Raw genomic sequence first — 21464 nt, 5'->3', positions numbered from 1 at the left:
AGGCTGACTAGACTGCGCAGCGATAGATGCAGGGGGGACCTTGGCCGAGAAAGCCTGACACAGTCGACTGGTTTTCATCGACTGTGTCACCGCCATCGCGGGCAAGCGCAGCTCTACATATTGACGGCGATCAGCGGGTTTTGCCTTCGGTGGCGAGCAACGCTTCCTTGGCAAAGTCATCCACATCGATGACCTTGCGACGGGCCGCCTCGGCTTCCCGCAGCGTTTGTGCTTCCGCAGGCAGCAGCACGCCAGCATTAAGTGCGGCATCGATCAGATGCTCACCGCCCGCCGGCTTCACCTGACCGCTCTTCACCGCGTGATACAGCTTGCTGCGCACGGCCCTGGCGCCATTCAGCAAATCGCTTGCGTGCTGCAACGCGCCCACCGGGTCGTCCGCATCCGTCGGGCGATAGCAGCCGGCGAGCACCGATTCCAGAGCCGGATCACCCTTGCTGCGACCCAGGATTTCCGCCACTTGCGCATCAAGCCGGTCCGACGGCCCTTTGTGGCGACGACCAAACGGGAACACGATCACCCGCAACATCGCGCCCATTACCCGGTTCGGGAAATTGCTAAGCAGTTCATCAAGTGCACGTTCGGCCTCACCCAGCGCCTCTTCCATGGACCAGCAGAACAGCGGCGCCAAGGCTTCGGGATAATCCAGATCGTGGTAGCGCTTGAGGGATGCCGACGCCAGGTACATATGGCTCAGCACATCGCCGAGGCGCGCCGACAGCCGCTCGCGCCGCTTCAGCTCACCGCCCAGCAACATCATGCTCAGATCGGCGAGCATGGCGAAAGCGGCGGCTTGACGGTTGAGCGCCCTATAGTAACCCTGACTCAGGCGGTCGCCGGGTACGCTGTCGAAGTGACCCAGGCCCAGGTTCAGCACCAGCGTGCTGGCCGCGTTGCGTACGGCGAATCCGATGTGTTGCATCAACAGGCCGTCAAATTCCACCACGGCGCGGTCACGATCCGTACGACCGGCGAGGGCCATTTCCCTCAGCACGAACGGATGGCAGCGAATGGCGCCCTGACCGAAGATCATCAGGTTGCGCGAGAGAATGTTCGCGCCTTCGACCGTGATGAAGATCGGCGCTCCCTGCCACGAGCGACCCAGATAGTTGTTCGGGCCCATGATGATGCCTTTGCCGCCATGCACGTCCATGGCATGGGTGATGCAGTCGCGGCCGCGCTCTGTGAGGTGGTACTTCAGAATCGCCGACAGCACCGAAGGCTTCTCGCCCAGGTCCACCGCGTTGGCGGTCAGAATGCGCGCGCTGTCCATCAGCCAAGCGTTGCCACCGATGCGCGCAAGGGATTCCTGAATGCCTTCGAACGCCGCCAGTGGCACGTTGAATTGCTCGCGAACCTGTGTGTACTGGCCCGTCACCAGACTGGTGAACTTGGCTGCGCCGGTGCCCACTGCCGGCAGGGAAATCGATCGTCCCACCGACAGGCAGTTCATCAGCATCATCCAGCCCTTGCCGAGCATGTCTTGACCGCCGATGAGGTACTCCAGCGGGATAAACACATCCTTGCCCGAGTTGGGGCCATTCATGAATGCCGCGCCCAGCGGCACATGCCGGCGGCCGATTTCAACACCGGGGGTGTCCGTAGGAATCAGCGCCAGAGTAATTCCCAGGTCTGCCTTGTCGCCGAGTAGATGCTCAGGGTCGTAAGCCTTGAACGCCAGGCCCAGCAAGGTCGCGACCGGGCCGAGGGTGATGTAACGCTTTTCCCACGTCAGGCGCAGGCCGATGACTTCCTCACCTTTCCACTGGCCTTTGCAGATAATGCCCGTGTCCGGCATTGCACCTGCGTCGGAACCAGCAAGCGGGCCGGTCAGCGCGAAGCAGGGGATGTCGTCGCCACGCGCCAGGCGCGGCAGGTAATGGTTGCGTTGTTCGTCGGTGCCGTAATGCAGCAGCAGCTCGGCCGGGCCCAGCGAGTTGGGCACCATGACCGTGGACGCGAGGTCGCCGCTACGGGTGGCCAGCTTCATGGCCACTTGTGAGTGAGCATAGGCGGAGAACCCCTTGCCACCGTACTCTTTGGGAATAATCAGGGCGAAGAAGCCATGTGCCTTGATATGCGCCCAGGCCTCAGGCGGCAGGTCCATCGCCTGGCCAATCTCCCAGTCGCTGACCATGGCGCACAGCGCTTCTGTCGGGCCGTCGAGGAACGCCTGTTCTTCTTCAGTCAGCTGGCTTTTCGGATAGCTGAGCAGAGTGTTCCAGTCCGGACGGCCGCTGAACAGCTCGCCATCCCACCAGACCGTGCCGGCGTCGATGGCGTCGCGCTCGGTGGCCGACATCGGCGGCAGCACCTTTTGAAACCACGTGAACATTGGCGCACTGAAATGCCGCCGGCGCAGGTCGGGCAGCGCGAGAAACAGCGCGACACCCAGCCACAGCAGCCAAGGGATGACCATCCAGCCGTGGGCATGGCTGAATGCGCCCATCGCCAGCAAGTAAACGGCGACGATGCCCAGGGCAGGGAAGGGCGCAATTCTCCGGTGGGCCAACCAGGCCACGCCGACTACCAACACGACAATCCACAACAACAGCATAAACAGCCCTCCATGATGGCGGCGGCGATCAGCGCAACCGACGGCGCAGTCGGCCGCTCTGGCCCGCGCATCGATAGTGACCCCATGCTACCAAGGGAGTTCGTGCGCTGGCCGATGCGCAGGAAGTTGTGGCTTGAACACCCGCATCCCGGAGTAGACTGTGGCCGCAAAAATCCTCACAGCGCGTTGACCACACGGAGATAGACCACCATGTTGAAGATCTGGGGCCGCAAGAACTCATCCAATGTGCGCAAGGCGCTGTGGATCGCCGAAGAACTGGGGCTCGACTACGAGTCGCTCAATGCCGGCGGCGCATTCGGGGTCAACGACCAGCCCGAGTATCTGGCCAAGAACCCCAATGGCGTGGTGCCGATGATCGAAGACGGGGCGTTCGTGCTGTGGGAATCCAACACCATCGTGCGTTATCTCGCTGCACAGTATGGCGCTGACACCGGGCTCTATCCTGCCGATCCTCAGAAGCGGGCCCAGGCCGAGAAGTGGATGGACTGGACCACGTCCACCTTCGCAGGTCCTTTCCGCACAGTGTTCTGGGGCGTGTTGCGCACCCCCGTCGAACAGCAGGACTGGGCACAGATCAATGCGGCGAAGGCCGGGATCGAGCAACTGCTGAGCATTGTCGATCAGGCATTGGCCAGTCAGCCCTATCTCTCTGGCGCCGAATTCGGTGTGGGCGACATTCCCCTCGGCAGCTTCATTTATGCCTGGTTCGAAATGCCGATTGAACGCATGGAGCTGGCTCACCTCAAAGCCTGGTACGAGCGTTTGCAACAGCGTCCGGCGTACCGCAAGGCCGTCATGACTGCGCTGACCTGAGTTCAGGCAAGCGTCGAGTTAATACTGACTATCAACCGATGTCGTTGTACTTGGGCGACATCGGCCAGCAAAATGGCGGTCACCGCGCAGGGCAATCCGAGGCGCGGCGCGTGAAACATCAGCGCCCGCATCAGCCCGGCGACTGCACTTTGTATTCGTTCATCATCCCCTTTTCATTTTATTGGTGTGTGTTCAGTCATGAGTTCAGCCCTGTCCATCCGGCAGCTAACCAAGACCTACGGCAACGGTTTCCAGGCCCTGAAGGGCATCGATCTGGACGTCGCCGAGGGTGATTTTTTCGCATTGCTCGGCCCCAACGGTGCCGGCAAATCCACCACCATCGGGATCATCTCGACGCTGGTGAACAAGACCACCGGCACGGTGAATATCTTTGGCAACGACCTGGACCGTAACCCGGCGCAGCTCAAACGCTCGATTGGCGTGGTGCCTCAGGAATTCAACTTCAATCAGTTCGAGAAAACCTTCGACATCGTCGTGACCCAAGCCGGCTATTACGGCATTCCTCCGAAAATCGCCAAGGAGCGTGCCGAGCAGTACCTGACTCAACTCGGCCTGTGGGACAAGCGCGACGTGCCTTCGCGCTCGCTGTCCGGTGGCATGAAACGCCGCCTGATGATTGCCCGTGCGCTGATTCATGAGCCGCGCCTGCTGATCCTCGACGAGCCCACCGCGGGCGTGGATATCGAACTGCGCCGTTCGATGTGGACCTTCCTCACCGAGCTCAACGAGAAAGGCATCACCATTATTCTGACCACGCACTATCTCGAAGAAGCAGAGCAGCTGTGCCGCAACATCGGCATCATCGATCATGGCACGATCATCGAAAACACCGGCATGAAGACGCTGCTCAACAAGTTGCATGTCGAGACCTTCCTGCTGGACCTGCGCGATCCGTTGCAGGTAGTACCTCAGCTTAACGGCTATCCGGTGCAGCTGGTGGACAACCACACCCTTGAGGTGCAAGTCGACAAAACCATCGGCATCACGTCGCTGTTCAGTCAGTTGTCGCTGCAGAACATTCAGGTGCTGAGCCTGCGAAATAAAACCAACCGCCTTGAGGAGCTGTTCGTGGGTCTGGTCGAAAAGAATCTGGCAAAGGTGGCGATATGAGCTCGGAGCTGCGCCCCAATCTGATTGCCCTGAACACCATCGTCTACCGCGAGGTCCGGCGTTTCATGCGGATCTGGCCGCAGACCCTGCTGCCGCCTGCGATCACCATGGTTCTGTACTTCGTGATCTTCGGCAACCTGATCGGCCGGCAGATTGGCGACATGGGTGGCTTCACCTACATGCAGTACATCGTGCCGGGTCTGATCATGATGTCAGTGATCACCAACTCGTACGGCAACGTGGTGTCCAGCTTCTTCGGCGCCAAGTTCCAGCGCTCGGTCGAGGAGTTGATGGTCTCGCCGGTCTCGCCTCACACCATCCTGATCGGCTACACCATTGGCGGTGTGCTGCGCGGGCTGGCAGTGGGCGTCATCGTGACGATCCTGTCGATGTTCTTCACCGATCTGCAGGTGCACCATTTGGGCGTCACCGTGATCGTGGTGTTGCTGACGGCGACGATCTTCTCGCTGCTTGGCTTCATCAATGCCGTGTTTGCGCGCAATTTCGATGATATTTCGATCATCCCGACGTTCGTGCTGACGCCGTTGACGTACCTCGGCGGGGTGTTCTATTCGATCAACCTGCTGCCGCCGTTCTGGCAGACCGTGTCGCTGGCCAACCCGGTGCTGCACATGGTCAATGCATTTCGCTTCGGCATCCTCGGCGTGTCTGACATCAAGATCAGCATCGCCCTGGCGTTCATGGTCGTTGCGACCATCGTGCTCTACGTGGCATGTGCGCGCTTGCTGGTGAGCGGGCGCGGGATGCGTCAGTAATCTGCAGGCATCTCGCGGACTCGCTAACGAGTGCGCAACCCTTTGTGGGAGTGAGCTTGCTCGCGAAGGCTGTGTTACACGCGCTGAATATGTAGCGAGTGTACTGGCCTCTTCGCGAGCAAGGTGGAGCCCTCCGGCCACTCCCGGATTTGCTGGGAACCTCCCCTAAACCACCTTGCGCCGCTGCCGGCGCGCCTTCCACTGCCGCCCGACCCACCAGCGCCAGTAGGCCATCGTTCCGAAGTACCCCACCAGCCCCAGCACGACTCCCATTACCACTGATCCCAGCAAAAAGGGTTGCCACAGCGTGGACAGCTGCCCGCTGATCCAGTCCCAGCTCAGCGAGTCCGGAAAATGCCTGGGTGGCAGACCCATCAGCACCGCACCGGTTTTGTAAGTGCAATAAAACACCGGCGGCATGGTGAGCGGATTGGTCAGCCAGCACAGACTCACGGCAATCGGCAGGTTGGCCCGTACCCAGATCGCCAGGACGGCGGCCAGCAGCATTTGCAGCGGCATCGGCATCAAGGCGGCGAACAGGCCGATCCCCATCGCGCGCGCCACCGAGCGTCGATTGAGGTGCCACAGGTTGGGGTCATGCAGGAGCCGGCCAAGAAAACGTAAGGATTTGTGTTCCCGGATGCTGTTCGGATCGGGCATGTACCGCTTGATCAGGTGGCGTGGCATACGGGAATCCGGCGAGGTGGGCGGGAAATTGGGGGGAAGTATGCACGGATAGTCGCCGCCGGAAATTCAGACTTTGTGACAATTAATAAGCGCGTGCACCTCAGCATCAGCTAAGCCATGGGAGTCGATTTCACCCGCAGACAAGGAAAGCCCCATGCGCACAGGGATGATTGCGCTCGCGCTCGGATTACTGACGTTGCGTTTTCTACCGGCCTTACCGCCGGTCTGGTTGTTGCTGCTGATGCCCGTCGTGGCCCTGATGCTGCTGCCGTTTCGCACGTATCCGTTGGCATCGTTCCTGTTCGGGTTGACGTGGGCCTGCGTGTCGGCAAAGGCGGCGATGGATGATCGTCTGCCCGAGCGGCTCGACGGGCAAACCCTTTGGCTGGAAGGCCGCGTGGCCGGTCTGCCGCAAACGATTGATGGCGTGGTGCGGTTTCAGCTCGACGACCCTGTCTCCCGCCGTTCGCGGCTGCCGCAGCAGATTCGCATTGGCTGGTACGGTGGCCCGGCGGTGGGCAGCGGCGAGCTGTGGCGTCTGGCGGTCAAACTCAAACGCCCCGGCGGTCTGGTCAACCCTGGCGGGTTCGATTATCAGGCCTGGCTACTGGCCCAGCGCATTGGCGCAACCGGCACCGTGGTCGACGGCCACCTGCTCCAGCCTGCCGAGGGCAACTGGCGCGACGGTGTTCGTCAGCGTCTGCTGGAAGTCGACGCGCAGGGTCGGGAGGGCGGGTTGGCTGCCTTGGTGCTTGGCGATGATTCCGGTTTGAGCTCCGCTGACTGGCAAGCCCTGCAGGCCACCGGCACCGTTCACCTGCTGGTGATATCAGGCACCCATATCGGCCTGCTGGCCGGCTTGCTGTACGGACTTGTCGCCGGACTGGCCCGCTGGGGCGCATGGCCGACTTTTCTGCCGTGGCTACCCTCAGCCTGCATCGCTGCGTTTATAGGCGCGCTGACCTATGGGTTGCTGGCGGGTTGGGAGGTGCCGGTCCAGCGCGCGTGCATCATGCTGGGGCTGGTTTTGCTGTGGCGCCTGCGCTTCCGCCATCTGGGCACGACGTGGCCGCTGCTGCTGGCGCTCAATCTGGTGCTGATCGCGGAACCGCTGATCAGCCTGCGTCCCGGCTTCTGGCTGTCTTTTCTGGCGGTAGCGATCCTGATGTTGATCTTCAGCGCACGGCTCGGTCCGTGGAGCTGGCTGCAGAGCTGGAGCCGGGCGCAGTGGCTGATCGCAGTCGGTTTGTTGCCGGTGTTGCTGGCGTTGAACCTGCCCGTGAGCATCAGCGGCCCGGTGGTCAATCTGCTGGCCGTGCCATGGGTCAGTCTGCTGATTTTGCCGCTGGCGCTGCTCGGCACGTTGCTGCTGGCCATCGCGCCCGTGGGCGAAAGCCTGTTGTGGCTGGCAGGCGGGGCGATGGAAGGGCTGTTTCGCTTTCTCGTGTTCGCTGCCGATCTCGTTCCGGCCTGGACAGGTCCGCACGTCCCGCCCTGGGTCTGGCCGCTGAGCCTTTTGGGGCCTTGCTGTTGTTGCTGCCCCGCGGCCTGCCGCTGCGCCCACTGGGCTGGCCCATGCTGTTGCTGTGCCTGTTCCCGCCCCAGAAGAGCGTGCCTGTCGGTCAGCTTGAAGTGCTGCAGCTGGACGTCGGCCAAGGCCTGGCGATCCTGCTGCGCACTCGCGATCACGCCCTGCTGTATGACGCCGGGCCGCGCTTCGGTGACTTCGATATTGGCGAGCGTGTGGTCTTGCCGGCCATTCGCCGAGCCGGACTGAAACAGCTGGACACGCTGCTGCTCAGCCATGCCGATTCCGACCACGCCGGTGGCGCCGCAGCCATACTCAAGGGCGTGCCGGTAAAACGCGTGTTGGCGGGAGACATTGCACGCATGCCCGTTGAGCTGTCGGCGCAGGCCTGTCGCAACGGAGAAACATGGACCTGGAATGAGGTGACGTTCGCCACCTGGATCTGGGAGCACGCTGAAGAGGGCAATCAGGCTTCGTGCGTACTCAGCGTCGAGGCCAACGGGGAACGGCTGCTGCTGACCGGCGATATCGATGTCGACGCAGAACGCGCGATGCTCAACGACGTATTCAACGTCAGCGCGCACTGGCTGCAATCCCCGCATCACGGCAGCCGCAGCTCCTCGTCTCGTGCTTTTCTGCGGGCTGTCGGGGCGCACGGGGTGCTGATTTCCCGAGGCCGCAATAATGCGTTCGGTCACCCCCATCCACTGGTTGTGTCCAGGTATGGTTGGTCCGGCATGGCAATCCACGACAGTGCCGAGCGGGGCGCTATTACCGTGCGGCTTGGCGCTTATCAGGCCGCCAGCGCCGAGCGCAGCACGCGACGCTTTTGGCGTGACTAACCGGCATGACTGGCCGGCGTGGCCTACAGGGGTGCAGCAGGCAAGAGTGAAAGAGGGCTGGTTATTCATCGACACGTTCGGCGAGGGGCCGACGCTATGTTAGAGTGGCACCACTTTTTTTCGGGGGGTGGTCGCTGTGTGGGAGCTGGTCAAATCAGGTGGCTGGATGATGCTACCGATCATTTTGAGTTCCATTGCCGCCGTCGGAATCATCATTGAGCGCCTCTGGACGTTGCGCGCCAGTCGCATCACGCCACCGCATCTGTTGGGTCAGGTCTGGCGCTGGATCCAGGACAAACAGCTGAGCGCCGAGAAACTCAAGGAACTGCGCGCCGATTCGCCGCTGGGTGAAATCCTTGCCGCCGGCCTCGCCAACTCCCGGCACGGTCGCGAGATCATGAAAGAGTGCATCGAGGAAGCCGCCGCCCGGGTCATTCACGACCTCGAACGCTACCTGGCGACACTCGGTACCATCGCGGCCATGGCCCCATTGCTGGGGCTGCTGGGTACCGTGCTCGGCATGATCGACATTTTCAGTTCGTTTACCAGCAGCGGCATGACCGGCAACGCCGGGATGCTGGCCGGTGGCATCGGCAAAGCGCTTATCTGCACCGCTTCGGGCCTGACGGTCGCGATCCCTGCAATCTTCTTCCACCGCTACCTGCAAAGCCGGGTCGACGAACTGGTCGTCGGTATGGAGCAGGAAGCCATCAAGCTGGTGGAAGTGGTGCAGGGCGACCGTGACGTCGACCTCACCGACGCAAAGCCGGACCTTAAAGCTGCCGCGCGTGGCGAGGGCAAGAAGAAGTGAAATTCCGCCGTCGCAAGCCCAGGGAGACCATCGACATCAACCTGGTGTCGCTGATCGACGTGGTCTTTATTCTGCTGCTGTTCTTTGTCGTCACCACCACTTTCACTCGGGAAACCCAGCTGCGTGTGGACCTGCCGCAGGCGGTGACCGGTGCCTCGGCGGATGATGTGGATAAAAAGCACCTGGACATCACCATCAACGCCGACGGCGTCTACTCGGTGAACAATACCCTGCTGGCCGACAGCAAACTTGATACCCTCATCGACGCCTTGCAAAAGGAATCGGGAGGCGACACCAGCCTGCCATTGTCGATCAGCGCTGACGGCAAGACACCCCATCAGGCGGTCATCACCGCCATGGATGCCGCCGGTAAAATGGGGTTTGCCCACTTGCGCATGACCACCGTCGAGGCCGCATCGGCTAACTGATGGCACTCACCGACCGATTGCTAGACGCCTGGTACAAAGGCCATCCGGCGCTGGCGTTGATGCGCCCGCTCGAAAGCCTCTACCGGCGCGTGGTGAACCGCAAACGCGCACGGTTTCTTGCAGGCCAGAGCGAGCGCTACAAGGCGCCGGTGCCGGTCATCGTTGTCGGTAATATCACCATCGGGGGCACCGGCAAGACGCCGCTGATTCTCTGGATGATCGATTACTGTCGGGCACGCGGGCTGCGGGTCGGCGTGGTCAGTCGGGGTTACGGCGCCAGGCCGCCGAGCCTGCCCTGGCGTGTGCATCCGCAACAGCCTGCCGAGCAGGCGGGGGATGAGCCGCTGCTGATCGTCAATCGCACCGGCGTCCCGCTGATGATTGACCCGGATCGCTCGCAAGCGGTGCGTGCGTTGCTGGCGCAGGAGCCGCTCGATCTCATTCTTTCCGACGATGGCCTGCAGCATTACCGCCTCGCCCGTGACCTGGAACTGGTGCTCATCGACGCCGTTCGCGGGCTGGGCAATCGCCGTTGCCTGCCGGCCGGTCCGTTGCGCGAACCCGTGGAGCGACTGCAGAGCGTCGATGCGCTGCTGTATAACGGCGCGGCAACGGATCAAGCCGATGGTTACGGATTTCGACTCAAGCCTTCGGCGCTGGTCAACCTGCTGACGGGTGAACGCCAGCCGGTCGATCATTTTCCGCCCGGCCAGGCGCTTCATGCGGTGGCGGGCATCGGTAACCCGCAACGTTTCTTCAACACCCTCGAAGGGCTACACTGGCGGCCTGTTCCCCATGCGTTCGCCGACCATGCCGTGTTCACTGCGCAGGCGCTTTCATTCAGCCCTTCGTTGCCGGTGGTCATGACCGAGAAGGACGCAGTCAAATGTGCGCCCTTCGCCGCGCCAGACTGGTGGTACCTGGCGGTAGAAGCCGTGCCTTCTCCCGCCTTTGTCAGTTGGTTCGATTCGCAGTTAAACCGTCTTTTGCCATGACTCGCTCAGGATTTCTTATGGACACCAAATTGCTCGACATCCTTGCTTGCCCGATCTGCAAAGGTCCTCTCAAGCTCAGCGCCGACAAAACCGAGCTGATCAGCAAGGGCGCCGGCCTGGCCTATCCTATTCGCGACGGCATCCCGGTCATGCTTGAAAGCGAAGCGCGTACGCTGACCACTGACGAGCGTCTGGACAAATGACTGCGGCCTTCACCGTTGTCATCCCGGCGCGTTATGGCTCCAGTCGTTTTCCCGGCAAGCCTCTGAAAACCATTGCCGGCAAGCCGATGATCCAGCACGTCTGGGAACAGGCGCGTAAAAGCAGTGCGCAGCGCGTGGTGGTTGCTACCGATGACCCGCGTATTGTTGAAGCCTGTCAGGCCTTTGGCGCCGAAGTGCTGATGACCCGGGATGACCACAACTCCGGGACCGACCGCCTCGCAGAGGTGGCCGCCCAGCTGGGTCTGGCCAACGACGCGATTGTGGTCAACGTCCAGGGTGATGAGCCCATGATTCCACCGGCAGTGATCGATCAGGTCGCCGACAACCTCGCGGCGCACCCTGAGGCGCGCATGTCGACGCTTGCCGAGCCCATCGAAGACGTGGCGTCGCTGTTCAATCCGAACGTGGTCAAGGTGTGCTCGGACATCAACGGGCTGGCACTGACCTTCAGCCGCGCGCCGTTGCCCTGGGCCCGCGATGCGCTGGCCCTGACGCGCGAAGTGTTACCCGAAGGCGTGCCGTACCGCCGCCACATCGGCATCTATGCCTACCGCGCAGGCTTCCTTCATGACTTCGTCAGTTGGGGCCCTTGCTGGCTGGAAAACACCGAAAACCTCGAGCAACTTCGTGCGCTGTGGCACGGCGTGCGCATCCACGTGGCCGACGCCCTGGAAGCACCGCCGGCAGGCGTGGACACCGCCGAAGACCTCGAGCGCGTTCGGCGGCTGCTGGAGGTTTGATGAGCGTCCCGCTGTTTGATCTCCCAATGTTTATGCGGATGCACCCATGAGCCTGAACGTGCAGACGAGCGTGTCCCTCAAGGCGTACAACACGTTCGGTGTCGAGGTGAGCGCCAGGCACTTCGCCGAGGCGTTCACCGACGACGATGTGCGCGAGGCCCTCGCATACTCGGCCAGCCACGATCTCCCGCTGATGGTCATCGGCGGCGGCAGTAATCTGCTGCTCACCCGCGACGTCGATGCGCTTGTGCTGCGCATGGCCAGTCGCGGTACCCGGATCACCCACGAGGATTGCGGCGGTGCGATTGTCGAAGCCGAAGCGGGGGAGCCCTGGCATCCTTTCGTTCTGGAGACGCTCGCGCAGGGCTTGGCCGGGCTGGAAAATCTGAGTCTCATCCCTGGCACCGTCGGGGCTGCGCCGATGCAAAACATTGGCGCCTACGGCGTGGAGCTCAAGGACGTTTTCCACAGCCTCATTGCGATGGATCGGCACAACGGTGAGCTGCGCGAATTCACGTTGGCCGACTGTGCGTTCGGCTATCGCGACAGTGTGTTCAAGCAGCAACCGAACCGATGGCTCATCCTGCGGGTTCGCTTCAAACTGAGCTTTTCCGCAAGCCTGCACCTGGACTACGGCCCGGTCCGGCAGCGCCTGGAAGAGCAGGGCATCAGGGAGCCTTCGCCCATGCATGTGAGCCGCGCGATCTGCGCCATCCGCAGCGAAAAACTGCCGGATCCAGCGACGCTGGGTAACGCCGGGAGCTTTTTCAAAAACCCGCTGGTGCCCGCGGAGCAGTTCGCCTTCATCAAAAGCGCCTGGCCGGGCGTGGTCGGCTACCCGCAGGCTGACGGGCAGGTCAAACTCGCGGCAGGATGGTTAATCGAGCATGCCGGATGGAAAGGGTTTCGCGAGGGTGACGCTGGCGTGCATGCGCTGCAGTCGCTGGTGCTGGTCAATTATGGCCAGGCGTCAGGCAAGCAGTTGCTTGCACTCGCGCAGCGGATCCAGTCGGACATTCTGGAGCGCTTCGGTGTCGCCCTGGAAATGGAACCCAACCTGTATTGAGCCAGGCTGTTCTTGCCGAGCTCAAGCGGTCTTCAGCCGGGTTTCAGTGAGCGTTTGGACGGAGAGGGCAGAACATGAGTGAAACCCTGTGTGCGATCGTTCTGGCGGCGGGGCTTGGCAGCCGCTATCGCAAGATTGCAGGTGAGCATCGCAACAAACTTCTCGCTCAATGTATTGGTCGTGACGGCATCGAGCGATCGGTGCTGGAGCAGGTGCTGGTCAATGTCCGTCCCGTCGCTGCAAAAACTGTACTTCTGACCCGCTCGGATTACTGCAGCGTCGCCGAACTGGGCCTGCGCCACGGCTGTGAAGTGGTGCTACTGGATTCTCCGGGCATGGGCGACAGCATCGCTGCTGCCGTGTCTGCAGAGCCGGCCCATTGCGGCTGGTTGATTGCGCTGGGCGACATGCCCTTTATTCACGCTACAACGCTCGAACAGGTCGCAGGCTCAGTGGCAGACGACGCCATCAGCGTGCCGGTACATGGCGGGCGCTATGGGCATCCGGTCACTTTCGGGCGCCTGTTCGGTCCGGCGCTCATGACGCTGGCAGGTGAAAAGGGCGCAAAACGGCTTTTCCAGAATGCGCGCATCCATGAAGTCCAGGTCGACGACCCTGGCGTGCTTTGGGACGTTGACGTTCCCGCTGCGCTGACTTTTCCGTCCCGCTGATCCCTCCAATGCATAAAACGGCCATCCGCCGAGCCGGGTGTGCCATGCGCCAAGCCTTAACAAAACCCAGGCGAAAAAAAGCCCCACCTGCTTTCACAGGTGGGGCTTTCGTAGTTACGCCTGTGTAGCTACGACCGTGTAGCTACGACCGTGTAGCTACTGCCGTGTAGCTACTGCCGTTTAAACAAGCGGCTTTGGCTCGTCGTGCTCGGCACGTGCTGCAGCTTCGGCTTGAGCGTGTGGCGCAGCATTCGAGGCTTGCGCCTCTTTCTGCTGACGCTCGGCTTCCAGACGACGGCGACGCACTTCACGAGGATCGTTCGGTGCACGGCCATTGCTCGCCATAGGCAGCGCTGGCTTCTCTTCAGCTACAGGCTCTACCGCCGGCGCCTGGGGAGGCTCGACCGCGACGGGCGCGGCGACGATCTCCGGCGCAGCGGTCTGGGCTGCTGCGTCGATGGCCGGTTCGGTCGCCACTGGCTGCTGTACAACAGGCTCGGCGAATTTCGGAACATCGATTTCAGACACGTTCGCCTGCACCGGCTCTGCAGCCTTGCCCGGCTCTTCGATCTGGGAAGGCTCTGCAACCTTGAAAGGTTCGACAACGTGCACAGGCTCCGAAGCGGCCACTTCAACGGCCTGGAAAGCAGGCGCAGGTGCTGGCGTTTCTACGGCCACAGGTGCAGGTATTTCCGTTGCCGCCGGTACTTCGACGACGACCGGCGCTTCTGCGGCAACTGGCGTCTCGGTGGACTCGGCTTCGGCAGCTGCCTTGACCTGACGTTCAAACGGGCTCAAAGAGGCGTCGAATGTTGCGACTTCCACTTCCGGCATCACCGAACGCTTGGTTTCTGCGGAAGGTGCCTCGACGGCAGGCGCTTCTGGCGCTGCATCGTTGGCCTGAGCCACCGGAGCGGCTTCAGTTGCGCTGGCCTCAACAGAGGTATTCGCACGTTCAGCCTGACGATGAGCATCGGCTTCGGCGGTGGCGCTGATGACACGCTCCGCTACAGCAGCAACGCTTGCACCTGCGGCAACTTCGCCACGGTCGGCATTGGCGTGCACTTCGTCGTGGGACGTCTGAGCGTGCTCATGGCCTTCACCGTCGTTGGCTTCGGAAGCGTCGGAGCCTTCCGTGCCTTCGATTTCGTTGCCATTGGCATCACGTTGACGCTCGCGACGATTGCTGCGACGACGCTGACCGCGCGAACGACGACGAGGGCGGTCGCCTTCGGCGTGCTCCTGATTGTCATCCTGCTGCTCTTCACTGTTCAGCAACGTTTCGTCTTCGGCGGCAACGGCAGCCTGTTCGGCACGCGGCTGACGTTCTTCACGCGGTGGACGCGGCTGACGTTCTTCACGCGGCGCGCGCTCAGGGCGTTCTTCGCGGGGCAGATTGACAGCCGATGCGGCGTCCAGTGGCTCGCGCAGTTCACGCACGCGCTCTTCACGCGGCTTGCGGTCTTCACGCGGTGCACGTGGCTGACGCTCTTCGCGCGGGGCACGGGCCTGGCGCTCTTCGCGTGGTGCAGTGGTTTCTTCACGGGCTTCACGTGGCTCGCGCGGTGCACGTTCTTCACGAGGCGCGCGTTCCTCACGTGGAGCACGTTCTTCACGCGGAGCGCGTTCTTCACGGTCGGCACGCGGCGCACGCTCTTCACGAGGCTTGCGTTCTTCGTCGCGGCGGCCGTTACGGCTGCGGCTCTGCTGACGGCCGTTACGGCGCTCGTCGTTACGTGCAGGGCGCTGCTCGGCAACCGGCTTTTCGACCACGGCAGCCGGTGCGGCTGGCTCTTCCTTGCTGGCGAACAGACTGACCAGCGATTTCACCAGGCCTTTGAACAGGCTTGGCTCGTGGGCAACCGGAGCAGGGGCGGGCGCGACCGGAGCAGCGGCCTCGACCGGGACCGGCGCATTGGCACGCGCTGGAGCGGTCTTGACGGCCGCTTCCTGGCGAACCAGCGTGCGGGTGGCAGCAGCAGGCGGAGCCACTTCTTCAACCTCGGCAGCCGCCGCGGCGATTTCATAGCTGGTCTGCAGGCTGTGCGCTTCAGGGCTGTCATCACGCAGACGCTGGACTTCGAAGTGAGGCGTTTCGAGGTGGTCGTTCGGCAGGATGATGATGCGGGCGCGGGTGCGCAGTTCGATCTTGGTGATCGAGTTGCGTTTTTCGTTGAGCAGGAACGCGGCGACCGGGATCGGCACTTGAGCGCGCACTTCGGCAGTGCGGTCTTTCAGCGCTTCTTCTTCGATCAGGCGCAGGATCGCCAGGGACAGCGACTCAACGTCACGGATGATGCCGGTACCGTTGCAGCGCGGGCAGACAATGCCGCTGCTCTCGCCCAGGGACGGACGCAGACGCTGACGGGACATTTCCAGAAGGCCGAAGCGCGAGATGCGACCGACCTGGACACGGGCGCGGTCGGCTTCAAGACTTTCCCGGACCTTTTCTTCAACAGCGCGCTGGTTCTTGGCCGGGGTCATGTCGATGAAGTCGATGACAATCAGGCCGCCGATGTCACGCAGACGCAGTTGACGGGCGATTTCCTCAGCCGCTTCAAGGTTGGTCTGCAGCGCGGTTTCTTCGATGTCGCTGCCCTTGGTGGCACGCGCCGAGTTGATGTCGATGGACACCAGTGCTTCGGTCGGATCGATAACGATGGAGCCACCGGAAGGCAGTTCGACGACACGCTGGAAGGCGGTTTCGATCTGGCTTTCGATCTGGAAACGGTTGAACAGCGGAACGCTGTCTTCGTACAGCTTGATCTTGCTGGCGTACTGCGGCATCACCTGACGGATGAACGTCAGCGCTTCTTCCTGGGCTTCGACGCTGTCGATCAGCACTTCGCCGATGTCCTGGCGCAGGTAGTCGCGGATGGCGCGGATGATGACGTTGCTTTCCTGGTAGATCAGGAACGGCGCGGAGCGGTCGAGGGAGGCCTCTTTGATCGCGGTCCACAGCTGGAGCAGGTAATCGAGGTCCCACTGCATTTCTTCGCTGCTGCGGCCAAGGCCGGCAGTACGAACGATCAGGCCCATGTCGGCTGGAGCAATCAGGCCGTTGAGCGCTTCGCGCAGTTCGTTGCGCTCTTCGCCTTCGATACGACGGGAGATACCGCCGGCGCGAGGATTGTTTGGCATCAGGACCAGGTAACGGCCGGCCAGACTGATGAAGGTGGTCAGGGCTGCGCCCTTGTTGCCACGCTCTTCTTTCTCGACCTGAACGATGACTTCCTGGCCTTCGCTCAGGACGTCCTTGATGTTGACGCGGCCTTCGGGCGACTTCTTGAAGTATTCGCGGGAGATTTCTTTCAGCGGCAGGAAGCCGTGACGCTCGGAGCCGAAGTCGACAAACGCGGCTTCAAGGCTGGGTTCGATACGCGTGATCCGGCCTTTATAGATGTTGGCCTTCTTCTGTTCGCGGGCCCCGGATTCGATGTCCAGGTCGTATAGGCGCTGGCCGTCTACCAGCGCAACACGCAACTCTTCGGGTTGAGTTGCGTTAATCAGCATTCTTTTCATGTAGTACCGTCGGTTTCCGGGCTGCCGGAAACGGCGTTCGGCACACACGACTTCTCACGGTCGGTGTCAGGGCACGTCAGGAGTGCTTGAACACTCCAGTGTCTAACGAGGTTCGGCCAGCGGGGCCGAGTCGCGACGACGTTCCTGCTTGCTGTGGTGACAAATGACACCCTGTCAGCAAAAGCTTTGTCAGGAGGAGGAATCAACCATCGGTAGCGGACGATATGAAGCGTCTTGAATAAAGCCTTGTGCTACACAGTCCGACGGTTGTGCGTCTCCACCCCACACGTATCCCTGATAATTCGGGTGCTGCCGCGCGCTGAATCCGCAGCGGGTTGCATTTATCGCGAGCCTCCATTGGAAGTCCGCGCGTCATGGCTCAAATAAGGCATGGTTTCCGAAACATTCGCCCGGAGCGACTGCCAGCGACTGCACTTTGTGAACTGGCCTTGAACGTGGGCCTCGATGGCGAGTGACTCACTCTGCGATCGGGCTTGTTTCAGGCCTCATGTCACCTGCGCTTGTTACGCTTGCTGATCTTCCGTTGTCACCGAAAGCCCCGTAGGACGGCCTCGCGCCCTCGTGAATTGCGTTGGGCAGGGCCGGTTGTCATACCGTTTGTCCGCTGTCCAGGCCGCTTTTGGCGGCGTTCGCGACTATAGCAGCAATCATTAAGTGCTTCAAATCCATAAAAAATTGTTATGATTTGCGCCATGACAAATATCACCCCCCCAACCCCCGGCGTCCGGCTGGTAGAGGTTGCGCCGGAACTTGCCGGTCAACGCATCGATAACTTTCTGATTACGTACCTCAAGGGCGTTCCCAAGACCTTGATTTACCGCATTTTGCGTAAAGGCGAAGTGCGCGTGAACAAGGGCCGGATCAAGCCCGAGTACAAGCTTCAGGCCGGCGATATCGTGCGCGTTCCGCCCGTTCGCGTGCCTGAGCGCGACGAGCCCGTGCCGGTTGCCCAAGGCCTGCTTCAGCGCCTTGAGGCCGCCATTGTCCATGAGGACAAAGGCCTGATCGTTCTCAACAAACCTGCCGGTATCGCGGTGCACGGCGGCAGCGGTTTGAGCTTCGGCGTTATTGAGGCTTTCCGTCAGCTGCGTCCCGATGCCAAGGAGCTGGAGCTGGTCCACCGTCTGGACCGCGACACTTCCGGGCTACTGATGATCGCCAAGAAGCGCAGCATGTTGCGCCACCTGCACGAGCAATTGCGCGGCGACGGCGTCGACAAGCGTTATATGGCGCTGGTCCGTGGAAACTGGCCGACCGCGCAGAAGCAGGTCCGCGCGCCGCTGCTCAAGAGCAATCTTCGCTCCGGCGAGCGCATGGTCGAGGTCAACGAAGAGGGTAAAGAGGCGCTGACCCTGTTCAAGGTCCTGCGCCGCTTCGGTGATTTCGCCACCATGGTCGAGGCCCGGCCCATCACCGGCCGTACTCACCAGATCCGCGTGCACGCGCTGCATGCCGGTCACTGCATCGCCGGCGATCCCAAGTACGGCGATGAAGATTTCAGCCGCGAAATCCGTGACCTTGGCGGCAAGCGTCTGTTCCTCCACGCGTATGCCCTGACAGTGCCGCTGCCCGATGGTGGCGAGCTGAAACTTGAAGCCCCGGTCGACGAGATGTGGGCCAAAATCGTGGAGCGACTGCTGCTTGCGCCCTGACTACGAACTGCTGATCTTCGATTGGGACGGCACGCTGTCCGATTCCATCGGCCGCATCGTCGAGGCGATGCAAGCCGCAGCGCGCCTCGCAGGTCGGCCGGTGCGCGATGACGTGGCGATCAAGGGCATTATCGGGCTGGGGTTGCCGGAGGCCATCCGCACGCTGTACCCGGACATCACTGCCAATGACCTGATCAATTTTCGTCAGCACTACGCAGACCATTACATGGCCATGGACGTTGAGCCGTCCAGGTTGTTCGAGGACGTGCATGAGTCGCTGGACGCCTTTCGCGCCGAGGGCTATCAGTTGGCCGTCGCGACCGGCAAGGCTCGCCGAGGGCTGGATCGGGTGTTGAAGGCCCATGGCTGGACCGATTTTTTCGACGCCACCCGCGCAGCCGACGAAACCGCGAGCAAGCCAGACCCTCTGATGCTCAATCAGATCCTTCAGCAGTGTGGCGTCAGGCCTGAAAAGGCGTTGATGATCGGCGATGCGTCGTTTGATCTGATGATGGCGCGTAACGCCGGGATGGACTCAGTGGCGGTCGGGTATGGCGCGCAGCCGCTCGACTCGCTGCTTGAATACCAGCCCCGTCTGGCGATCAAACATTTTTCCGAATTGCGCACCTGGCTGGGTGCGCGGGCTGCTGAAACTTCGCTGTTGGGGTAATTGATCTATGTCGGACGAATGGAAATCTCCGTCTTCGCCAGAGCGCGATGACACAGGGGACGCAAAAAGCTGGAAATTGCTGGAAAAAACCCTGCTTGCCAGTGTGCAGGAGCAGCGTCGTTCGCGGCGTTGGGGGATCTTCTTCAAGTCGCTGACCTTTCTTTATCTGTTCGGCGCGCTGGCACTGTTCTCGCCTCTGATGGATTTCGGCAAGGGCGGCTCGCGCAGTACCAGCCACACGGCTTTGATCGAGGTGAAGGGCATGATCGCCGACACCGAAGCGGCCAGCGCTGACAACATCGTCGGTAGCTTGCGAGCTGCGTTCGAAGACGAAAAAACCAAAGGCGTGATCCTTCGCATCAACAGCCCGGGTGGCAGTCCGGTGCAGTCCGGCTATATCTACGACGAAATTCGTCGCCTGCGCGCGCAGAAGCCGGACATCAAGGTGTATGCGGTGATTACTGATCTGGGCGCTTCGGGTGCGTATTACATCGCCAGCGCCGCTGACCAGATCTACGCAGACAAGGCCAGCCTGGTGGGTTCGATCGGCGTAACGGCCGCGGGGTTCGGTTTTGTTGGCACCATGGAAAAGCTGGGTGTCGAACGTCGCACGTATACCTCGGGCGAACACAAAGCCTTTCTTGATCCGTTTCAGCCGCCAAAGCCTGACGAAACTGCGTTCTGGCAGGGCGTTCTGGACACCACGCACAAGCAGTTCATCGCCAGCGTCAAAGCAGGGCGGGGCGATCGCTTGAAGGACAAGGATCACCCCGAGTTGTTTTCCGGGCTGGTCTGGACCGGCGAGCAGGCCGTCGGTTTGGGGCTGGTGGACGGGCTTGGCAGTGCCAGCTACGTGGCGCGGGACATCATCGGCGAGAAAGAGATGGTGGATTACACCGTGCAGGAATCTGCGTTTGATCGCTTCTCCAAAAAAATGGGCGCCAGCGTTGCCGAGCAAATCGCGATGTGGGCGGGGTTCAAAGGGCCCTCGATGCGCTGATCCTTCCGGCAGGCCTGATGCATTGCGCGACAAATACCCGGCCACTGGTCGGGTTTTTTATGGCCGTCAAGGCAACTCGACGCCTTCATTCATAAGCATGTCCACAAGGCGTATTAAAGGAAGGCCGATCAAGCTGGTGGCGTCGGGCCCCTCTGTGCTTTGGAACAGGCTGACGCCCAAACCTTCTGCCTTGAAGCTGCCAGCGCAGTCGTAGGGCTGTTCCGCCTGCAGGTAACGGCGCAGATGCGCATCGTCGAGCAGGCGCATGTGTACGGTAAACGGAACGCAGTCGACCTGGCACTTTCCGGTGCGGCTGTTGAAGAGGGCAAGGCCGGTGAGAAAGCTCACACTCTTGCCACTGCTGGCCTTCAGCTGTTCCAGGGCACGCTCGAAGGTATGGGGTTTGCCAATGATGCGGTCGCCCAACACGGCCACCTGATCCGAGCCGATAATCAAGTGGTTGGGAAATTGTGTGGCCAGCGCCATGGCTTTTTCCTGCGCCAGCCGTCTCACAAGCTGGGTGGCCGACTCGTCCGGTCGGTGGCTTTCATCGATGTCGGGCGATGCGCAGACGAATGGCAAGCGCAGCCGATCGAGTAATTCGCGACGGTAAGGCGAGCTGGAAGCAAGGAGTAGAGGCTGCATGGGTTGCTCCGAAACATGAAAGTCGAGTGTAATCAGCAGCTCAGGTTGCGAACAGGCCTGAATTTCCTTTGACAGTCGAAAGGGTCGTCCCTAGAATGCTGCGCCTATGTTGAATGACCCGATTCCACCTCACGTTGACCCGCGCAAATTAGCTGATCGTGGCACTACTCTTCAGGGAGAGATGCTGCTGGCTGATTTGGAGAGACTCTGCGACCCGCTTGCTGACAATCTCGGTACGGTGCAGGCGAAATTCGTTTTTGAACGAGACGAGCAACGCGCTGTGGTCATCCATAGCGAAATTGACGTCGAAGTCAAAATGGTTTGCCAGCGTTGTCTTGAGCTGGTCACCTTTCCCATCCACAGCGAATGCAGTTATGCCGTGGTGAAGGAGGGTGCAAACACCCAGTCGTTGCCGAAAGGCTATGACGTGCTGGAACTCGGCGAAGATCCCATGGATCTGCTGGCCTTGATCGAGGATGAGCTGTTGCTCGCCTTGCCCATTGTTCCAACTCATGATCCGAAAGAATGCCAGCCGCCGGCGGACCTCAATGAGCCCGAGCCGAGCGAGGACGAGGTAACGCGGTCCAACCCGTTCAGTGTATTGGCGCAGTTAAAGCGTGACCCAAACGTTTAGGAGTTAATCAAT

The 21464-nt window shown here is 61.4% G+C and carries 18 protein-coding genes and 1 pseudogene; 15 read left to right on the top strand and 4 right to left on the bottom strand.

From position 1 onward, the window contains the following. Positions 1–130: 130 nt before the first annotated feature. On the bottom strand, positions 131–2575 hold the full coding sequence (locus tag LT42_RS09265; protein ID WP_037011786.1) for an acyl-CoA dehydrogenase: 2445 nt from the start codon (positions 2573–2575) through the stop codon (positions 131–133). 210 nt (positions 2576–2785) lie between these two features. Here LT42_RS09265 and LT42_RS09260 point away from each other — a divergent pair, with 210 nt between their 5' ends. The 3 genes from LT42_RS09260 (at position 2786) to LT42_RS09250 (ending at position 5316) form a co-directional block, all read left to right on the top strand. Beyond that, a complete protein-coding gene (locus LT42_RS09260) occupies positions 2786–3409 on the top strand; it encodes a glutathione S-transferase family protein (RefSeq protein ID WP_037011784.1) in 624 nt (207 codons plus the stop codon). Between the two features lie 198 nt (positions 3410–3607). Beyond that, the gene (locus LT42_RS09255; protein WP_037011782.1) at positions 3608–4540 is read left to right on the top strand and encodes an ABC transporter ATP-binding protein; all 933 of its coding nucleotides are present in this window, start codon (positions 3608–3610) and stop codon (positions 4538–4540) included. Beyond that, a complete protein-coding gene (locus LT42_RS09250) occupies positions 4537–5316 on the top strand; it encodes an ABC transporter permease (RefSeq protein ID WP_037011780.1) in 780 nt (259 codons plus the stop codon). The genes LT42_RS09255 and LT42_RS09250 overlap by 4 nt, the downstream gene beginning before the upstream one ends. Positions 5317–5481: 165 nt before the next feature. Here the strand turns inward: LT42_RS09250 and LT42_RS09245 are convergent, their stop codons facing one another. Then, on the bottom strand, positions 5482–6003 hold the full coding sequence (locus LT42_RS09245; RefSeq protein ID WP_037011779.1) for a DUF2062 domain-containing protein: 522 nt from the start codon (positions 6001–6003) through the stop codon (positions 5482–5484). A 154-nt stretch (positions 6004–6157) separates the two neighbouring features. On the opposite strand from LT42_RS09245, the pseudogene LT42_RS09240 reads away from it, so the two are divergent. From LT42_RS09240 to LT42_RS09205, 8 genes and pseudogenes are all read left to right on the top strand, one after another. Continuing rightward, positions 6158–8373 (top strand): annotated as a pseudogene (locus LT42_RS09240) (DNA internalization-related competence protein ComEC/Rec2). A 136-nt stretch (positions 8374–8509) separates the two neighbouring features. Next, a complete protein-coding gene (locus LT42_RS09235; protein ID WP_037013163.1) occupies positions 8510–9184 on the top strand; it encodes a MotA/TolQ/ExbB proton channel family protein in 675 nt (224 codons plus the stop codon). Further along, the gene (locus LT42_RS09230; RefSeq protein ID WP_037011778.1) at positions 9181–9612 is read left to right on the top strand and encodes an ExbD/TolR family protein; all 432 of its coding nucleotides are present in this window, start codon (positions 9181–9183) and stop codon (positions 9610–9612) included. The genes LT42_RS09235 and LT42_RS09230 overlap by 4 nt, the downstream gene beginning before the upstream one ends. Further along, a complete protein-coding gene (gene lpxK / locus LT42_RS09225; protein ID WP_037011777.1) occupies positions 9612–10607 on the top strand; it encodes a tetraacyldisaccharide 4'-kinase in 996 nt (331 codons plus the stop codon). Before LT42_RS09230 ends, lpxK begins: the two co-directional genes overlap by 1 nt. Positions 10608–10624: 17 nt before the next feature. Next, positions 10625–10810: a Trm112 family protein gene (locus tag LT42_RS09220; protein WP_003174668.1), complete on the top strand. Its 186-nt coding sequence runs from the start codon at positions 10625–10627 to the stop codon at positions 10808–10810. Next, on the top strand, positions 10807–11571 hold the full coding sequence (kdsB, locus tag LT42_RS09215) for a 3-deoxy-manno-octulosonate cytidylyltransferase (protein WP_037011775.1): 765 nt from the start codon (positions 10807–10809) through the stop codon (positions 11569–11571). Before LT42_RS09220 ends, kdsB begins: the two co-directional genes overlap by 4 nt. A gap of 46 nt (positions 11572–11617) precedes the next feature. Continuing rightward, complete coding sequence (murB, locus tag LT42_RS09210; protein WP_037011774.1) at positions 11618–12637, top strand: UDP-N-acetylmuramate dehydrogenase; 1020 nt, start codon at positions 11618–11620, stop codon at positions 12635–12637. Between the two features lie 74 nt (positions 12638–12711). Continuing rightward, positions 12712–13308, top strand: coding sequence for a nucleotidyltransferase family protein (locus LT42_RS09205; protein ID WP_037011772.1), 597 nt, complete (start codon positions 12712–12714; stop codon positions 13306–13308). 180 nt (positions 13309–13488) lie between these two features. Here LT42_RS09205 and rne read toward each other — a convergent pair whose 3' ends face one another. Next, on the bottom strand, positions 13489–16821 hold the full coding sequence (rne, locus tag LT42_RS09200) for a ribonuclease E (protein WP_208855895.1): 3333 nt from the start codon (positions 16819–16821) through the stop codon (positions 13489–13491). Positions 16822–17543: 722 nt separating this feature from the next. Between rne and rluC the strand changes: the two genes are divergently transcribed. From rluC to sppA, 3 genes are read left to right on the top strand one after another with little or no spacing between them, the layout of a single operon-like run. Further along, positions 17544–18503 (top strand): 23S rRNA pseudouridine(955/2504/2580) synthase RluC, encoded by a 960-nt coding sequence (gene rluC / locus LT42_RS09195; RefSeq protein WP_037011771.1) that lies wholly within the window; start codon positions 17544–17546, stop codon positions 18501–18503. Continuing rightward, positions 18493–19173, top strand: coding sequence for an HAD-IA family hydrolase (locus LT42_RS09190; RefSeq protein ID WP_037011769.1), 681 nt, complete (start codon positions 18493–18495; stop codon positions 19171–19173). The genes rluC and LT42_RS09190 overlap by 11 nt, the downstream gene beginning before the upstream one ends. A gap of 7 nt (positions 19174–19180) precedes the next feature. Next, a complete protein-coding gene (sppA, locus tag LT42_RS09185; protein WP_037011768.1) occupies positions 19181–20173 on the top strand; it encodes a signal peptide peptidase SppA in 993 nt (330 codons plus the stop codon). A 66-nt stretch (positions 20174–20239) separates the two neighbouring features. On the opposite strand, the gene LT42_RS09180 is transcribed toward sppA, so the two are convergent. Continuing rightward, positions 20240–20818, bottom strand: coding sequence for a Maf family protein (locus LT42_RS09180; protein ID WP_037011766.1), 579 nt, complete (start codon positions 20816–20818; stop codon positions 20240–20242). Positions 20819–20924: 106 nt separating this feature from the next. On the opposite strand from LT42_RS09180, the gene LT42_RS09175 reads away from it, so the two are divergent. Further along, positions 20925–21452: a YceD family protein gene (locus LT42_RS09175; protein ID WP_037011765.1), complete on the top strand. Its 528-nt coding sequence runs from the start codon at positions 20925–20927 to the stop codon at positions 21450–21452. Positions 21453–21464: the final 12 nt, after the last annotated feature.

The sequence above is a fragment of the Pseudomonas lutea genome (genome assembly GCF_000759445.1).
Taxonomy (GTDB): domain Bacteria; phylum Pseudomonadota; class Gammaproteobacteria; order Pseudomonadales; family Pseudomonadaceae; genus Aquipseudomonas; species Aquipseudomonas lutea.
The sequence above is the reverse complement of the archived record's forward strand: the minus strand, read 5'-3'. Positions and strand labels throughout refer to the sequence as shown.

Coding starts and splice junctions, on each gene's coding strand:
- LT42_RS09265 (WP_037011786.1), bottom strand. CDS start 2,575: ATGCTGTTGTTGTGGATTGTCGTGTTGGTAGTCGGCGTGGCCTGGTTG.
- LT42_RS09260 (WP_037011784.1), top strand. CDS start 2,786: ATGTTGAAGATCTGGGGCCGCAAGAACTCATCCAATGTGCGCAAGGCG.
- LT42_RS09255 (WP_037011782.1), top strand. CDS start 3,608: ATGAGTTCAGCCCTGTCCATCCGGCAGCTAACCAAGACCTACGGCAAC.
- LT42_RS09250 (WP_037011780.1), top strand. CDS start 4,537: ATGAGCTCGGAGCTGCGCCCCAATCTGATTGCCCTGAACACCATCGTC.
- LT42_RS09245 (WP_037011779.1), bottom strand. CDS start 6,003: ATGCCACGCCACCTGATCAAGCGGTACATGCCCGATCCGAACAGCATC.
- lpxK (WP_037011777.1), top strand. CDS start 9,612: ATGGCACTCACCGACCGATTGCTAGACGCCTGGTACAAAGGCCATCCG.
- LT42_RS09220 (WP_003174668.1), top strand. CDS start 10,625: ATGGACACCAAATTGCTCGACATCCTTGCTTGCCCGATCTGCAAAGGT.
- kdsB (WP_037011775.1), top strand. CDS start 10,807: ATGACTGCGGCCTTCACCGTTGTCATCCCGGCGCGTTATGGCTCCAGT.
- murB (WP_037011774.1), top strand. CDS start 11,618: ATGAGCCTGAACGTGCAGACGAGCGTGTCCCTCAAGGCGTACAACACG.
- LT42_RS09205 (WP_037011772.1), top strand. CDS start 12,712: ATGAGTGAAACCCTGTGTGCGATCGTTCTGGCGGCGGGGCTTGGCAGC.
- rne (WP_208855895.1), bottom strand. CDS start 16,821: ATGCTGATTAACGCAACTCAACCCGAAGAGTTGCGTGTTGCGCTGGTA.
- rluC (WP_037011771.1), top strand. CDS start 17,544: ATGACAAATATCACCCCCCCAACCCCCGGCGTCCGGCTGGTAGAGGTT.
- sppA (WP_037011768.1), top strand. CDS start 19,181: ATGTCGGACGAATGGAAATCTCCGTCTTCGCCAGAGCGCGATGACACA.
- LT42_RS09180 (WP_037011766.1), bottom strand. CDS start 20,818: ATGCAGCCTCTACTCCTTGCTTCCAGCTCGCCTTACCGTCGCGAATTA.
- LT42_RS09175 (WP_037011765.1), top strand. CDS start 20,925: ATGTTGAATGACCCGATTCCACCTCACGTTGACCCGCGCAAATTAGCT.